The following is a 15,222-nucleotide window of genomic DNA, read 5'->3' on the forward strand; positions in this document are numbered from 1 at the left end:
CCTGATGCGAGAGTATCAGGGATTTTTTCTTTTTCAAAAAAAGATTCATTCCGTAGGAATGTTTCGTCGGTAGAAAAAAAATTGACGGTACCATTTATTTACGTTCCGTAGGAACGTTTGTTTTTTTCAGTTTACTAGGTAATAGAAGCCTGATAAATGCCTTTGATGGTTTCTTGTAATTCAGCATTAAAATCTTCATCAGATTGATCTGCAGTTAGTCCTTCAGACAACGCTCTAGAAAAACTGGCAATTAATCCGTGGTTTTGAGAGAGTTTTTGATTTGCTTCTTCGCGTGAATAGCCACCAGAAAGCGCTACAACACGAACTACATGAGGATCTGAAATAAGATCGCTGTAAAAATCGTTTACAGTCGGAATTGAAAGTTTCAGCATTACTTTTACCTCTTTATCCAATGTATTAAGCTGTTTTTGGATTTCTAGTTTCAGAATCTGTTCCGATTTTTCTTTATCAGGACTGTAAATATCAACTTCAGGTTCTATAATTGGAATTAAACCTTTACTAAAAATTTGTTTTCCTATTTCAAATTGCTGGGCAACAATATTTCGTATTCCTTCGGGATTGGCTTCTTTTATTACAGAACGCATTTTAGTTCCAAAGATATTGCGTTCTACAGCCCGATCTAGCAATTCGTTTAAGCCAGAAATGGGTTTCATTAGTTGTACTCCGTTTGCAGTTTCGGCCAGACCTTTATCTACTTTCAAAAAAGGAATAATATGCTTTTTCTCCCATAAATAATCAGCTGTCCACTGTCCATCGATTTTACGATCCATTGTGTTTTCAAACAAAATGGCACCGAGAATATATTGACTGTCAAATGCTGGACTTTTAATAATTCTAGTTCTCATTTCATGTACAAGAGTGTACATTTCTTCATCGTTTGTATATTGGTTTTCTGCCACTCCATATTGTAAAAGTGCTTTAGGAGTACTTCCACCGCTTTGATCTAATGCTGCAATAAATCCTTTTCCAGAATGCATGAGATTTAATTGTTCTGTGTTTTTATTTCCCATAATAATGAATATTTAGTTTTTCATAAATCTCTGTAATTTAAGCATTTTTATCCTGTTGGCTGTTTATTTCAGATTAAGATTTATCAAAGACCTATTTTTTCATTCACCTTATCGTAGACTTCTTTTACTTTTTTTGGAGGATCAAATCGATAACCAACAGAAAGTTTTAGAGTAGAAATATTATCATTCAATCGCGGATCGACTTTGTCATCTTGCGCAAAACCAATTGTGTTAAGACTGGCAAAACCAAAAAAACGATCTTTGTTATAAGCCAATTTCAAATTGAAATCTGCTTGATATAATGCTGAGGTGTCTCCATCAATAATATTAATTCCGGCACCCAAAGCGAGTCCAGCGCCAATTAAGACGCGATCACTAATTACGAAATTGTAAAAATAGGAGGGCGCAAGTGTTATAACATAAATATCGCCAGGTGACGAATCGGGAGTATTTAAATCTAAATTGGTGTAATAGAAAGAGAAAGTCGGAATAAAACTTCCGGAACTTTTGGTCTGCCATTCGTTTTGGCTTACCAATGTTTTAAAAGAGAATTTATCATTAAAAACATAAGCTGTCGACCCGCCAATTTTCGTAGTGCGCATATTGGGCAGTTGGGCTGTAATGTTGTCATCACTGATATAAAATCCTTTTTGGTTGATAAAGGTGAACGACTGCATCCATTTTTTTAAGTAAAAACGGGTGTTGAAATTAAAATTTTTGGAATGAGAATCACCTTTATTCTGACTTAGAAATTTGGGAGCAAAACCAATTGTGATATCAATGATTTTATAATTTAAAGTAAAACCTATTTGTTCTCTTCGATTTGGAATTAGATTCACATACGTTTTGGAATCCTGACCAGAAGCAATTTGAAAACTATTAGAAGTATCTAAATAATAAACACTAGCAGTAATTTTATCATTGTATGATTTAAAATACGGGTTTTGCAGGGAATCGTTTTGGGCGAAACACCCAAAAATGCTGATAAAGAATGTGGCGTAAATAAGTTTCCAGTTCATATTGTATTAAAAAATGCTTCGGAGAAGCAAAATATTTATAGCAATTATAATAATCGAATAAGATTTGAAGCCCCATGGGAGCGACATAAATTAAACATCATCAAACAGATATTCATTTTTAAAATCAATATTGAATAATTTTAGAAATGCGATATATTCTTCTTTGAACGTTTTGGTTTTATGATGTTCTTCTTGATTTTCAATATATTTAATAACATTTGTCAATTGTGAATGACCATACGAAAAAGCACCAAAACCAGTCTGCCATTCGAATTTTCCGTTTATCCATTTTTGTTCATTTATGAATTTGGATGAACTTGCTTTAATATCTCGTACCAAATCTGATATTGAAATATTTGGTTTTATTCCAACTAAGATATGAATATGATCTGGCATTCCGTTTATAGCAATTAATTTTTGTTTCTGATTGACAATAATTCCTGTAATGTATTTATAGATTTCATCTTTCCATTTTTTAGAAATAAGGTTCTGTCTTCCTTTTACGGCAAAAACGATTTGAATGTATAATTGGGAATAGGTATTAGCCATGTTTTTAAATAAAATTATAATCAGTAAAGCTAATTAATAATTTTAATTTGTAGGATAAGTATTCTTTTTTTTGTATTATATAAATATGTCGCTCCTTTGGAGCTTGATACTGGGGGATGCAAATTGTTCTATAAATATTTTGCTTCTCCGAAGCTTGTTCGTTGAGCTATTATTTGGGTTCTATATATATGTCGCCCTTCTGGGGCTTGATACTAGGAGATGCAAATTGTTCTATAAATATTTTGCTTCTCCGAAGCTTGTTCGTTGAGCTATTATTTGGGTTCTATAAATATTTCGTCCCTCTGGGAATAGTTAAACAAAAAAATGATCCAGTGGAGCAAAATATTTATAGGGATTTAATAAACAGTGAAAAGCGCCAGCAGAGAAGGAAATATTTGTTTTATAATTACATCAGTCTCATAAATAGTAAATGTAAAAAATGCTCCAGCGGAGCAAACTTTTTATGGCGATTGAATCAACAACGAAAGACAAAGCGCCAGTAGAGAAGGAAATATTTGTTTTATAATTACATCAGTTCCATAAATAGTAAATGTAAAAAATGCTCCAGCGGAGCAAAATATTTATAGAAATTGAATCGACAACAAAAAAAGAAGCCCCAGAGGGGCGACATATAATTATCAAATTAAATAAATTTCTAAGCTACGAAATCCACTCACGCGGATTTGCCAATATATGGATTAATTTTTCTTCTTCGCTTCCAACTTCTGGATGATGATCGTAAACCCATTGCACATGAGGAGGCAAACTCATTAAAATACTTTCGATTCTGCCATTGGTTTTTAAACCGAATAACGTGCCTTTATCATGAACCAAATTGAATTCAACATAACGGCCACGACGGATTTCTTGCCAAGTTCTTTGCTCTGGAGTATAAGAAAGGTTTTTTCTTCTTTCTACAATTGGAACATAAGCTTCAAGGAAACTATTTCCTACTTCGGTTACAAAATCGTACCAGTTTTCCATTGACATTTGCTCATTTGCTTTGCAGTAGTCAAAGAACAAACCGCCAAGTCCACGCGCTTCATTTCGGTGTGCGTTCCAGAAATACGAATCGCATTGTTTTTTATATTTAGGATAAAACTCTGGATTATGTTTGTCGCAAGCTGTTTTACAAGTTTGGTGAAAGTGTTTTGCATCTTCTTCAAACAAATAATAAGGTGTTAAATCTTGTCCGCCGCCAAACCATTGTTCGATTACTTTTCCAGATTCGTCATACATTTCGAAGTATCGCCAATTGGCGTGCACGGTAGGAACCATTGGACTTTTTGGATGCAGTACTAAACTTAATCCGCAAGCAAAGAAATCTGCTTCGCCAACGCCAAACATTTTCTGCATTGTTTCAGGCAATTTTCCGTGAACGGCTGAAATGTTGACACCACCTTTTTCGAAAACAGCTCCGTTTTCAATAACGCGTGTTCTTCCGCCTCCGCCTTCTGGACGTTTCCATAAGTCTTCACGGAATTTTGCAGTTCCGTCAACCGCTTCTAATCCAGCGCAAATCTGGTCTTGTAAATTTTGTATGTATGCGTAAAATTTGTCCTTCATGATTTAATATATTCCGATTTAAGAAGTCCGAAATAAACGGTGTTTTGCAAAGTGCCGTCACCATTTCTAAACTCATCTCTTAAAATTCCTTCTTGTTTAAAATTATGTTTTAATGCAATTCGTTGACTTGCTAAATTTACTTCTGATGTACAAATGAAAACTTTATTCATTTTTAATTCTTCAAAACAAAACTCAAGCACGTCTGAAACCATTTTGGATGTAATTCCTTTTCCCTGAAAATCTTCGTCAATAAAATAACCTAATTCACATTTTGAAATGCGATAATCGATAATTTTTACACATAAATAACCAATTAGATTATTTGTTTTGATGTCTCGGGCGAAGAAATAATATCCTTCGCTATTTCTTTCCTTGTTTTTATTAACTGAGATAAAATTTTCTGCTTTTTCTGGTGAGTCAGAATTAGCTAGTGTTACAGGAAATGTTTTTCCTATATGATTTTTATTCTTGTCGATTAGTTTGTAAAACTCCTCAGGAAGAACGTTCTCGATTCGGTCTGTTTTCCAATCTATAAAACTCATATTTGATTGTTTTTTAAAGATGCGATTTTGGTATTTATTCCAAAAGAAAAAATCTTGCTTTCTTGTTGGATATATTGATATATTGCGAGGGCTTTTCCTAGAAAGTCAAATTGTTTCTCTGCAGAAAGGCCCGTTAAAATATCAGCAAATTGTTCTTGCTGATTCCAGTCTAAATGGCATCGTTGTAAAAGTAGAATCAATTCCTCTTCTGGAATTTCAATTGTTCTTTGTAGGCTTAAGCCAAAACTTTTCAATTGTTCATCAATAAGAGTTGTATCTTCAGCATTCCAAAACTTTGGGACAAAAATTAATGCATGCAAAGTTCGTAGAGTATTCTCTATTCTAATAGATTCTTCGTCTCGTAAACCTTTATTCAACATAATTTAGAATTTATTCGATTTGACAGTTGTTCGGCTAAAAATTAATTTTTCATTTTGAAAAGAATCTTTTTTACCAAAGTTTTTTAGTATTCGATAAATAAAATATAAAACAGGCAAAGCATAATAAATAAATCCCATACAGATAGGCACATAAGGCTTTTCTATAAATAACCCGCTTGATTTAACGGTTTGGAAATAATGTGCTTTTTCTAAAAATTCCTGTGTTAATCCGAATGGAGGTACTATAGAATTTCCAATGCAAACCGCTAGGATTAGGAAAAAGTAGAAAACCGCTTTTGCTGCAGATTTTCCCATTTGATATACTCTGACTTCTGGCGCTACATTTGAAAAAGCAAAACGCATTCGGTTTAAAACTGTAAGCAGGTAAATGTATAAAATATTGGTATTAACTACAGATTCATTAAAAGAGTAAGCAAATAAACCATAGAGTGGAAAAAATACAAAAAGCGACCATTTTTTTGGCATCACCGCCATGAAAACTCCTGAATGAACCATTATAAACTCAAAAGCCATCAAAACTGCCAAGTCATTTATAAGACTTACTGGGTGCAATTCTGGATGCGTCCAAACCATCAAAAACACATAGGCGTAGTACGTCTGAAATCCGTATTCGATAAATGAAAACGGTGAGTTTCTGTTGAGGTTTAGGTTTGCAAGCATATTTTTGAGTTTAAAGTTTTCAGTCGCAGTTCCCAGCCTCAGAATAAAACTGAATACCGCGACCGCGACTGAAAACTAAATACTAATTTCCGTATTCCTTAACCGCGTCAATAAACGCTTTTGCGTGATCTACAGGGATATTTGGTAAAATTCCGTGACCTAAATTTACAATATATTTATCTTTTCCGAACTCGTCGATCATTTCGTGAACCATTTTCTTGATAGTCGGAATCGGAGAAAGTAATCTTGAAGGATCAAAATTTCCTTGCAAAGTAATGTTTCCACCAGATAAGTAACGAGCATTTCTAGCTGAACAAGTCCAGTCAACTCCTAATGCAGAAGCTTTACTTTTACCCATTTCGCCAAGAGCAAACCAACATCCTTTTCCGAAAACAATAACCGGAGTAATATCTGCTAAAGCGTCAACAATTTGGTTGATGTATTTCCAAGAAAATTCCTGATAGTCAACAGGAGAAAGCATTCCTCCCCAAGAATCAAAAATCTGAACAGCATTTACTCCCGATTTTACTTTTTCTTTTAAGTATAAAATAGTCGTATCGGTAATTTTTTGCAATAATGTGTGTGCTGCCGCTGGATTTGAAAAACAGAATCCTTTTGCAGTATCAAAACTTTTAGAACCTTTTCCTTCAACAGCATAACAGAAAATTGTCCAAGGAGAACCAGCGAAACCAATTAATGGCACTTCGTCATTCAGCATTTCCTTAGTCAATTTCACGGCATCAAAAACGTAGCCTAAAGTTTCATTTACATCTGGAACGTAAACTTTGTGAACATCTGCTAAAGAACGAATCGGATTTGGAATAATCGGACCTAAATTGTCTTTTAATTCTACGTGAATTCCCATAGCACGAGGCACTACCAAAATATCCGAAAACAAAATTGCAGCATCTGGAGCAATTCGACGAATTGGCTGAACTGTAATTTCGGCAGCTAATTCAGGAGTTTCGCAACGCGTAAAAAAATCATATTTATCGCGAAGTTCTCTAAATTCAGGTAAATATCTTCCTGCCTGACGCATCATCCATACTGGTGGACGTCGTACTGTTTCTCCTTTTAATGCTCTTAAAAATAGGTCGTTTTTTAACATTGTTTTTTTATTTTAGGTGCAAAGTCGCAAAGTGACAAAGTTGCAAAGGTTTTTATTTGTATTCGTGAATTACATCTTCGATCACGTCCTCGATTGTTGGCTGATCTGCAATAATGATGTTTTTCGTGATTTTATTTAAAGCTTCTGCGGTAGTGTCACCGATGCAGAAACAGATTTGTTTATTAATGGTGTTATCCTTCAAATAACTTTTAACTCCAGACGGACTAAAAAATAAAATCGCTTCTGGATTTGCTTTTATTTTCTGAGGTTTCAACGTAGTTTCGTAAACCTGAATTTCATTGAATTTAATCCCAGCTTCTTTTAAAGCTTCTGGTAAAGTGTCTCTTCTAAGGTTTCCACTGAAAAAAGTATAGCTTTCATTGCCATAAATCAAAGTGATAATTTCAGCTAAATCAGAAGCATAGCCAGTGTAAGCAATAACATTGAATCCGTTATCTGTTAATAAAGTTTTGGTTTTAATACCAACACAGTATACGTTTTTCTTTTTTAGTTCCTCTGATTTTGGGGCAGATAAAACGCTATGAACAGCATTTTGACTTGTAAAAATCAGACTCTCGTTAAGGTCTTTTAATTCGAAAGCCTTGTTTTCGGTTTTAATAAAATCGGCTTCGATTAATTCGACGCCATATTTCATCAACTCTTGTTTATGAAGTGGAGATAATATTTTAGTAGATAATATTTGAACTGATTTTGCCATTATTTCTTCAGAGATTCTTTGATTTTCTGCATTAATTCCGTTCCTCCATTATTCAAAATCTCTTGCGCAGAGTTGAAACCTAGTTTTTTCCATTCTGAAATGTCAACCGTTTTGTCAATTTCCAATTTTTGTTTTCCATCAATAGAAAGCAAAACGCCTTGAAAATGTAAAGTATCTTCATCTTCGTTATACGTTACTAAAGCTCCGATTGGGGCAGTACATCCTCCTTCAAGAGTTCTTAAAAACTGACGTTCGATATGCGTACAGATTTCAGTTTCAATATCATTTAACTGAGAAAGCGCATCCAAAGTATAATTGTCATTCTCCATTGCCACAACAAGCATTGCTCCTTGTGCCGGCGCCGGAATCATCCAATCTAGATTGATGAAGTTTTCAGGTTTGAGGTTAATTCGCTCTAAACCTGCAGCTGCAAAAACAGCTCCGTCCCAATCATTGTCCTGCAATTTCTGCATACGCGTATTTACGTTTCCACGTAAGTCAACGACTGTATGGTTTGGGTATTTGTTAAACCATTGTGCCTGACGTCTAAGACTTCCGGTTGCAATGGTACTTGGATTTGTAAAATCAGGATTTCCTTTATGAACTAAAATATCTAGAACATTGGCTCTTGGTAAAACCGCAGCCTGAACAATTCCTTTAGGTAAAGCCGTTGGAACATCTTTCATAGAATGCACAGCAATGTCACAATCTCCGTTGATCATAGCAATGTCAAGCGTTTTGGTGAAAATTCCAGTAATTCCTAACTCATAAAGAGGTTTGTCCAGAATAATATCGCCTTGAGATTTTACAGCAACAATTGAGGTTTTATAACCTAAATCATTTAGTTTTTTCTCGACAGTATGTGCTTGCCAAAGTGCTAATTCGCTGTCACGTGTTCCAATTCTGATTGTTTTTTCAGCCATGTTTTGTTTTTTGAACCATATAAGTTATATAAGTAAATTTAAGCGGTTTGAGTAAAACACAGTTTTTAAATGAACTTATATAACTTATATGGTTTAAATTTTATTTAAGATGCTTTTATTTTGAAGACTTTCTCGATCCATTCGATGCTTTCATCAACCATGGTATCGTCGTCTTTTAAATGATTGGCAAAATGTGTAGTGATTTTCTGGATGATTCGATTACTGATGATTTCAGCTTGCTCTTCATTAAAATCGGCGATTTTTTTACTTTGAAAATCCAATTCCGAAGCTTTAATAGCGTTTAATTTTTCTTTTAAAGCATTAATTGTCGGAGCAAATTTTCTGCCTTTCATCCAAGTAACAAATTCTTCTTTGATTTCTTCGATGATGGCTTCCGCAGCTGGAATGTGTAATTTTCTGTTTTCCAAAGTTTCATCTGTCAATTGAGACAAATAATCCATGTGGATTAAAGTTACGCCTTCTAATTCCTCAACATTTTCATGTACGTTTTTCGGAATCGATAAATCCAAAATCAACAAAGGTTTTTTAAGATTTAAAATGGCTTTGTCAACTGTTGGGTTTTGTGCTCCTGTTGCAACAACTACAACATCGGCTTTTTGAAGTTCTAAATGTAATTCAGAATAATCTTTAACAATCAGATTTAACTTTCCTGCTAATTTCTCTGCTTTATCTTTAGTTCTGTTAATTAAAGTGATATGCTCGTTTTTAGTATGTTTTACTAAATTCTCGCACGTATTTCTTCCGATTTTACCAGTCCCAAAAAGTAAAATGTTTTTGTTGCTGATATCTTCAACATTCTTCAAAATATATTGTACAGATGCAAAAGAAACCGAAGTAGCACCAGAACTGATTTCTGTTTCAGTTTTGATTCTTTTGCTCGCCTGAATTACCGCATTTACCAATCTTTCCATAAAAGCATTGGCTAATCCCATTGATTTTGAATGTGTAAAACTGGTTTTTATTTGAGATATAATTTCAAAATCGCCTAAGATCTGACTGTCTAAACCAGTTCCTACGCGAAACATATGATTAATCGCTTCTTGATTTTTGTAAACGAAACCCACTTTTTGAAAAGCGTCTACAGATCCGTTACTATTATCGCAAATAAGTTTTATTAATTGAAATGGATGTTCAGCAAAACCGTAGATTTCAGTTCTGTTGCAAGTTGAAGTAACTAGTAAACTTTCTATTCCATCGTTTTTAGCTTGTTCTAGCAGGCGAGTTTTCGCAACGGCATCCAAACTAAATTGACCTCTGACCTCAGCATCAGCTTTTTTATAACTCAGACCAACTGAGTAAAAATAAAGGTGTTTCGGTACGTTATTGTTTTCCATAAATTCACTTTCATAAAAGTGCAACAAAATTATTACTATAGCATCGATAAAAATAACGCTAAAAGTACTTTTTATGTCGCTGTATGTTTTTTTGAACCTAAATAGGTGTTTTTGAGTAAAAAGGACTACTTTTGTAGCAAAATCAACTCGTTTGAAGTGATTAGTTTAGAGTCGTTCTAAATAACATTTTGAGTTTGTTTTGATTTTCGTTTCAAAAAAATATCGCTATGAGTTCTCAAGAAGTTATAAAAATTGAAGACGACTTTACGCTGATCCGTTTTCAAAATGATGGTCCAGAACCTTTTTATGCACAGCACGAAATAATAGGTACTGGCCTGATACAGTTTCACTTCGGGATAAAAGGAAATGCAAAATTTTTATTCAATCAAGGCAATTACGCTTTAGAATTGAAAGAAGAAAAATCGTTGCTTTTATACAATCCACAGAAAGAATTGCCGCTAAATTTAGAGCTGGCTCCAAACTCGTGGGCGATTTCAGTAATTGTCTCCATCAAGAAATTTCACGCGTTATTTTCTGCCGAAGCCGATTATATTACTTTTCTAAGTCCTGACAATAAGGATAAAAAGTATTATAACGAAGGAAATATCAGCCCGTCAATGGCAATTGTACTAAGTCAATTGTTTCATTACAATCTTCATCCGTCCATAAAAAATCTATATTATAAAGGAAAAGGTTATGAATTACTGAGTTTATATTTCAATAGAACAGAAGATCCAAATGCAGAACAATGTCCGTTTTTGATTGATGAAGACAATGTTCTAAAAATCAGAAAAGCAAAAGAAATTGTAATCGCTAATATGTCCGAACCACCAGGATTGCAAGAATTGGCAGATGAAATTGGTTTGAATTTGAAAAAACTCAAAATGGGTTTCAAACAGATTTATGGCGATACGGTTTATGGTTTCTTATTCGATTACAAAATGGATTTCGCTAGAAAACTTTTAGATAGCGGTTCTTATAATGTAAATGAAGTTGGGCTGAAAATAGGTTATAGCACTGGAAGTCATTTCATAGCAGCATTCAAAAAGAAATTCGGAACAACGCCAAAAAAATATTTGATGTCGATTAATGCTAATGTCTAAATTTTTTATTTGCCACGAATTCACGAATTAATCAAAAAAAAACTGCTTTAATCTGTGTAAATCTGCGTGAAAAATTTCTCGAATAACTAGAATCAATTTTGAATATTCAATAATAAAGAAAAAGTAATAAATATCATATTTCTAATAAAGTACAGCGTTTACTTTTGCCGAAATTTTTAAAAACAAATAAAAAGCTTAAAGCCTTGTGCTTAAAGCCTAAAGCAAAAAATACATAATGAAAGGCGCACTTTTAATAAACTTAGGATCACCAGACAGTCCAACACCAAAAGATGTAAAACCCTATTTAGATGAATTTTTAATGGATAAATACGTGATCGATGTTCCGTATTTATTGAGAGCATTATTAGTTCGCGGTATTATTTTAAGAAAAAGACCAGAAGAATCGGCTCACGCTTACGCCAAAATCTGGTGGAAAGAAGGTTCGCCGTTAATTGTTCTTTCTGAAAGAATGCACAAAAAAGTACAGCCTTTATCAAATATTCCGGTTTCGCTTGCAATGCGTTACGGATCTATGACAATCGAAAAAGGCTTACAGGAATTGAGTGATCAAGGTGTTACTGAGGTATTGCTTTTTCCATTATACCCTCAATATGCAATGGCTTCTACTTTGACCATTTTGGTTTTAGCCGAAGAAATTCGCAAGAAGAAATTCCCTCATATGAAATTCTCAGATGTTCCAGCGTTTTTCAATAAACCAGACTACATCAAAAATGTTGCAGATTCAATTAAAAAACATTTACGTGATTTCGATTACGATCAATTGGTGTTTTCGTATCACGGAATTCCAGAGCGTCACGTTCGCAAGACAGATAAAACAAAATCACATAAAAAATTCGTAACCAACGAAATGTGTTGTGAAGTGGGAACTCCAGAAGCAGAATTCTGCTATAGAACACATTGCTACGAAACAACTCGTTTGGTAGTTGAACAATTGGGAATTCCAAAAGACAAATATTGCGTGACTTTCCAGTCAAGATTGGCGGGCGATAAATGGCTTGAACCATATACCGATGTTGAAATTGACAATATGCCAGCAAGAGGAATTAAGAAAATTGCGGTTGTAACTCCAGCTTTCGTTACCGATTGTTTAGAGACTTTAGAGGAAATCGCAATGCGTGCCAAAGAAGATTTTGAAGCAAATGGAGGAGAAGAGTTTTTAGCAATTCCTTGCTTGAACGATGATGATGAATGGTGCGAAACAGTTGCTGGTTGGATTAACGATTGGGCTAAATAAAATTTGTTTCAGGTTTCAGGTTTTAAGTTTTTCTCAAAGTTGATTAACTTGAAACATGAAACATGAGACATGAAACAAAATAATAATGGAATACTATAACTATCTAAAATCACTACATCTTATATTCGTGATTACTTGGTTTGCAGGTTTATTTTATATTGTGCGTTTATTTGTGTATCAGATTGAAGCCAATGAAAAACCTTCGCCAGAAAAAGAAATTCTTCAGGCGCAATATAAAATAATGGCCTACCGTTTGTGGTACATTATTACATGGCCGTCGGCGGTTTTGGCTAGCATTTTTGCTTTTTGGATGTTGTTTTTTACAGATGCAGGAAGCGTTTGGATCAAAATGCCGTGGATGCACGTAAAATTATGTTTCGTTTTCCTCTTATATTTATATCACGGAAAATGTCATCAGATTTTTAAGCAATTACAAAGAGATGAAGTAAAATATTCCAATAATTTTATGCGTTTGTGGAATGAAGGCGCAACGATTATTCTATTTGCTGTTGTCTTTTTAGTAGTGTTAAAAAGTGCCATCAACTGGATTTTCGGCGTAATCGGGATTATTTTATTCTCGGTTTTAATTATGCTTGGATTCCGTTTTTATAAAAGAATAAGAGAGAGAAAATAGGTTTTTTAGTTTCAGGTTTCAAGTTTCAAGTTGCCAAACGCAACATAACCTGGAACTTGAAACCTGAAACAAACAAAACAAAAACAAAATGCTAAACTTCAAAATGTCAATGCTATCGCTTCGTACCAGGATTTTCCTGTCGATGATTGTATTGATTGTTGTGGCATCTTTTTTATTGGCTTCGATTTCGATTATTCAGTTTAAAACTGAAGCCAAAGAATATCATCAGGAACGTTTAGAACGAAAAGAAAATGCGGTAAAAGAACATATCAATTACGTTCTGGCAACTACAACTTATCCACTAAAAACTCAGAATTTAGATTTAATTTTTAAAGATAAAATTCATGAGTTGGCGCAGATTCATAAAATCGAAATCAATATTTACAGTTTGGATGGAAAACTTTTAAAATCATCCAAAGAGTCTTTTGCGGTTGATAAAATTGCACCTCCAATTCCAGAATATATCCTTAAACTGGTTCGTTCTTCTATCGAAAAACGTTTTGTTGATATTAAAACCATCGACGGAGTCAAAAACCGATCTTCATACAGTTTAATTAAAGACGAAAAATTCAAACCACTCGGAATCTTGAATCTTCCATATTTAGAAGATGATGGTTATTATGATAATGAGTTGAATACTTTCTTAATTCGTCTGAGTCAGGTGTACTCTTTTATGTTGATTGTCGCTTTTGCTTTGGCATATTTCCTTTCGACTTATATCACAAAATCGCTGAAAACCATTTCAGATCGTTTGGAAGAAACCAATTTGGATCAGAAAAACGAAAAAATTGTGTTAGAAGCTAACAGTAAAGAAGTCAACTTCCTGATCAAAGCTTATAACGGAATGGTGGATAAACTCGAAACGAGTGCGATTAAACTAGCGCAAAGCGAACGTGAAGAAGCTTGGCGCGAAATGGCGAAACAAGTTGCGCACGAAATTAAAAATCCGCTTACGCCGATGCGTTTGACGGTTCAGAGTTTCCAGAGGAAATTTGATCCTTCTGCTCCAGATGTGAAACAAAAAATGAACGATTACTCCGAAACTTTAATTCAGCAAATAGATACCATGACGGCTGTTGCTTCGGCATTTTCGAACTTTGCTTCGATGCCTGCACAGCAAAATGAAACTTTAAATGTTGTTGAAGTTGTCGAATTAGCTTTAGATATTTTCAACGAAGATTATATTTCTTTCGAAAAAGAAGAAGAAGAAATCATTTCTAAAATGGATCGTACACAATTGATTCGTGTCATCACCAATTTGGTTAAAAATGCTACTCAGGCCATTCCTGAAAGTCAGTTTCAGAAATCAATTGTTGTATCAGTAAAAAGGCGAGACAATAATGTTGAAATTGCGGTAAAAGACAACGGAATAGGTATTCAGAAGCAAGATATCGGAAGAATTTTCGAACCAAAATTTACAACCAAAACCAGCGGTATGGGACTTGGACTCGGAATTATCAAAAACATTATCGAAAATTACAAAGGAACAATTACCTTTGAGTCAACTTACGGAAAAGGAACCACATTTACAGTTTCTCTCCCTATCACCAACTCATAAAATAAAGCATCATGAACTACGAAAATCTTTTAATTTCTATTGAAGGGAATATCGCAACCGTTACTATAAACAGACCAGCAAAATTAAACGCTTTAAACAAAGAAACTATTAGCGATCTGAGTAAAGCGATTAAATTATTGGGTAAAAATGATGATATCCGCGTTATTATCTTAACAGGAAGTGGCGAAAAAGCATTTGTTGCCGGAGCTGATATTTCAGAATTTGCTAACTACACTATTGTCGAAGGCGCACAGTTGGCCGCTGAAGGGCAGGAATTGCTATTTGATATGATCGAAGGTTTGAAAAAACCAGTTATTGCCGCAATAAACGGATTTGCATTAGGTGGCGGATTAGAATTGGCAATGGCTTGTCATTTTAGAATTGCTTCAGACAATGCAAAAATGGGACTTCCAGAAGTTACTTTGGGATTAATTCCTGGTTATGGAGGAACACAGCGTTTGCCACAATTAATTGGAAAAGGCCGTGCAATGGAAATGATCATGACAGCAGCGATGATTACTGCAGAACAGGGAAAAGATTATGGTTTAGTAAACCATGTTGTGCCCCAGGAAGAATTACTGTCATTTACAAATGTGATTGCGCAGAAAATAATCAAAAATGCACCTTTCGCTATCGGAAAAGCTATAAAAGCAATCAATGCTAATTTTGCAGATGGTAAAAATGGTTTTGATGTAGAGATAAAATCATTCGGAAAATGCTTCGGAACACAAGATTTTAAAGAAGGAACTACAGCATTTTTAGAAAAACGTAAAGCTGAATTTACAGGAAAATAAGTTATT

16 protein-coding genes are annotated in these 15,222 nt (G+C 34.2%); 5 read left to right on the top strand and 11 right to left on the bottom strand.

Going from position 1 to position 15,222, the window contains the following annotated elements:
* Positions 1 to 134 precede the first annotated feature (134 nt).
* The 11 genes from LPB248_RS11540 to hemA all read right to left on the bottom strand — a co-directional run bounded on the left by LPB248_RS11540 (position 135) and on the right by hemA (position 9,872).
* Positions 135 to 1,031 (bottom strand): fructose bisphosphate aldolase, encoded by an 897-nt coding sequence (locus LPB248_RS11540; protein ID WP_177211568.1) that lies wholly within the window; start codon positions 1,029 to 1,031, stop codon positions 135 to 137.
* 83 nt (positions 1,032 to 1,114) lie between these two features.
* The gene (locus tag LPB248_RS11545; protein ID WP_177211569.1) at positions 1,115 to 2,050 is read right to left on the bottom strand and encodes a DUF4421 family protein; all 936 of its coding nucleotides are present in this window, start codon (positions 2,048 to 2,050) and stop codon (positions 1,115 to 1,117) included.
* A gap of 90 nt (positions 2,051 to 2,140) precedes the next feature.
* Entirely contained in the window at positions 2,141 to 2,599 is a 459-nt protein-coding gene (tnpA, locus tag LPB248_RS11550) for an IS200/IS605 family transposase (RefSeq protein ID WP_177211570.1), read from the bottom strand.
* A gap of 660 nt (positions 2,600 to 3,259) precedes the next feature.
* Complete coding sequence (gene hemF / locus LPB248_RS11555; RefSeq protein WP_177211571.1) at positions 3,260 to 4,165, bottom strand: oxygen-dependent coproporphyrinogen oxidase; 906 nt, start codon at positions 4,163 to 4,165, stop codon at positions 3,260 to 3,262.
* Positions 4,162 to 4,707 carry a GNAT family N-acetyltransferase gene (locus LPB248_RS11560; protein ID WP_177211572.1) on the bottom strand — a complete coding sequence of 182 codons (546 nt, stop codon included), beginning with the start codon at positions 4,705 to 4,707 and terminating at the stop codon, positions 4,162 to 4,164. The genes hemF and LPB248_RS11560 overlap by 4 nt, the downstream gene beginning before the upstream one ends.
* On the bottom strand, positions 4,704 to 5,087 hold the full coding sequence (locus LPB248_RS11565; protein WP_177211573.1) for a hypothetical protein: 384 nt from the start codon (positions 5,085 to 5,087) through the stop codon (positions 4,704 to 4,706). The genes LPB248_RS11560 and LPB248_RS11565 overlap by 4 nt, the downstream gene beginning before the upstream one ends.
* Positions 5,088 to 5,090: 3 nt before the next feature.
* Positions 5,091 to 5,768 carry a hypothetical protein gene (locus LPB248_RS11570; protein WP_177211574.1) on the bottom strand — a complete coding sequence of 226 codons (678 nt, stop codon included), beginning with the start codon at positions 5,766 to 5,768 and terminating at the stop codon, positions 5,091 to 5,093.
* An 82-nt stretch (positions 5,769 to 5,850) separates the two neighbouring features.
* Entirely contained in the window at positions 5,851 to 6,876 is a 1,026-nt protein-coding gene (gene hemE / locus LPB248_RS11575; RefSeq protein ID WP_177211575.1) for a uroporphyrinogen decarboxylase, read from the bottom strand.
* Positions 6,877 to 6,928: 52 nt separating this feature from the next.
* Positions 6,929 to 7,594 carry a uroporphyrinogen-III synthase gene (locus tag LPB248_RS11580; protein WP_177211576.1) on the bottom strand — a complete coding sequence of 222 codons (666 nt, stop codon included), beginning with the start codon at positions 7,592 to 7,594 and terminating at the stop codon, positions 6,929 to 6,931.
* Positions 7,594 to 8,517 carry a hydroxymethylbilane synthase gene (gene hemC, locus LPB248_RS11585; RefSeq protein WP_177211577.1) on the bottom strand — a complete coding sequence of 308 codons (924 nt, stop codon included), beginning with the start codon at positions 8,515 to 8,517 and terminating at the stop codon, positions 7,594 to 7,596. Before hemC ends, LPB248_RS11580 begins: the two co-directional genes overlap by 1 nt.
* A gap of 104 nt (positions 8,518 to 8,621) precedes the next feature.
* The gene (gene hemA, locus LPB248_RS11590; RefSeq protein ID WP_073410229.1) at positions 8,622 to 9,872 is read right to left on the bottom strand and encodes a glutamyl-tRNA reductase; all 1,251 of its coding nucleotides are present in this window, start codon (positions 9,870 to 9,872) and stop codon (positions 8,622 to 8,624) included.
* Between the two features lie 227 nt (positions 9,873 to 10,099).
* Here hemA and LPB248_RS11595 point away from each other — a divergent pair, with 227 nt between their 5' ends.
* From LPB248_RS11595 to LPB248_RS11615, 5 genes are all read left to right on the top strand, one after another.
* Positions 10,100 to 10,975 carry an AraC family transcriptional regulator gene (locus tag LPB248_RS11595; protein ID WP_177211578.1) on the top strand — a complete coding sequence of 292 codons (876 nt, stop codon included), beginning with the start codon at positions 10,100 to 10,102 and terminating at the stop codon, positions 10,973 to 10,975.
* A gap of 235 nt (positions 10,976 to 11,210) precedes the next feature.
* Entirely contained in the window at positions 11,211 to 12,230 is a 1,020-nt protein-coding gene (gene hemH / locus LPB248_RS11600; protein WP_177211579.1) for a ferrochelatase, read from the top strand.
* 85 nt (positions 12,231 to 12,315) lie between these two features.
* Complete coding sequence (locus tag LPB248_RS11605; protein ID WP_177211580.1) at positions 12,316 to 12,864, top strand: CopD family protein; 549 nt, start codon at positions 12,316 to 12,318, stop codon at positions 12,862 to 12,864.
* A 142-nt stretch (positions 12,865 to 13,006) separates the two neighbouring features.
* Positions 13,007 to 14,422, top strand: a complete 1,416-nt coding sequence (locus LPB248_RS11610) for a sensor histidine kinase (protein ID WP_177212541.1) — start codon at positions 13,007 to 13,009, stop codon at positions 14,420 to 14,422.
* An 11-nt stretch (positions 14,423 to 14,433) separates the two neighbouring features.
* A complete protein-coding gene (locus LPB248_RS11615; RefSeq protein WP_177211581.1) occupies positions 14,434 to 15,216 on the top strand; it encodes an enoyl-CoA hydratase/isomerase family protein in 783 nt (260 codons plus the stop codon).
* Positions 15,217 to 15,222 lie beyond the last annotated feature (6 nt).

The sequence above is a fragment of the Flavobacterium sp. LPB0248 genome (assembly GCF_013388355.1).
Taxonomy (GTDB): domain Bacteria; phylum Bacteroidota; class Bacteroidia; order Flavobacteriales; family Flavobacteriaceae; genus Flavobacterium.

Excerpts from the sequence above, each read along its gene's own strand:
- hemC (WP_177211577.1), bottom strand. The coding sequence starts at position 8,517 with ATGGCTGAAAAAACAATCAGAATTGGAACACGTGACAGCGAATTAGCA.
- tnpA (WP_177211570.1), bottom strand. The coding sequence starts at position 2,599 with ATGGCTAATACCTATTCCCAATTATACATTCAAATCGTTTTTGCCGTA.
- LPB248_RS11580 (WP_177211576.1), bottom strand. The coding sequence starts at position 7,594 with ATGGCAAAATCAGTTCAAATATTATCTACTAAAATATTATCTCCACTT.
- LPB248_RS11570 (WP_177211574.1), bottom strand. The coding sequence starts at position 5,768 with ATGCTTGCAAACCTAAACCTCAACAGAAACTCACCGTTTTCATTTATC.
- LPB248_RS11605 (WP_177211580.1), top strand. The coding sequence starts at position 12,316 with ATGGAATACTATAACTATCTAAAATCACTACATCTTATATTCGTGATT.
- LPB248_RS11615 (WP_177211581.1), top strand. The coding sequence starts at position 14,434 with ATGAACTACGAAAATCTTTTAATTTCTATTGAAGGGAATATCGCAACC.
- LPB248_RS11560 (WP_177211572.1), bottom strand. The coding sequence starts at position 4,707 with ATGAGTTTTATAGATTGGAAAACAGACCGAATCGAGAACGTTCTTCCT.
- LPB248_RS11595 (WP_177211578.1), top strand. The coding sequence starts at position 10,100 with ATGAGTTCTCAAGAAGTTATAAAAATTGAAGACGACTTTACGCTGATC.
- LPB248_RS11565 (WP_177211573.1), bottom strand. The coding sequence starts at position 5,087 with ATGTTGAATAAAGGTTTACGAGACGAAGAATCTATTAGAATAGAGAAT.
- hemF (WP_177211571.1), bottom strand. The coding sequence starts at position 4,165 with ATGAAGGACAAATTTTACGCATACATACAAAATTTACAAGACCAGATT.
- hemE (WP_177211575.1), bottom strand. The coding sequence starts at position 6,876 with ATGTTAAAAAACGACCTATTTTTAAGAGCATTAAAAGGAGAAACAGTA.
- LPB248_RS11610 (WP_177212541.1), top strand. The coding sequence starts at position 13,007 with ATGATTGTATTGATTGTTGTGGCATCTTTTTTATTGGCTTCGATTTCG.
- hemH (WP_177211579.1), top strand. The coding sequence starts at position 11,211 with ATGAAAGGCGCACTTTTAATAAACTTAGGATCACCAGACAGTCCAACA.
- LPB248_RS11540 (WP_177211568.1), bottom strand. The coding sequence starts at position 1,031 with ATGGGAAATAAAAACACAGAACAATTAAATCTCATGCATTCTGGAAAA.
- LPB248_RS11545 (WP_177211569.1), bottom strand. The coding sequence starts at position 2,050 with ATGAACTGGAAACTTATTTACGCCACATTCTTTATCAGCATTTTTGGG.
- hemA (WP_073410229.1), bottom strand. The coding sequence starts at position 9,872 with ATGGAAAACAATAACGTACCGAAACACCTTTATTTTTACTCAGTTGGT.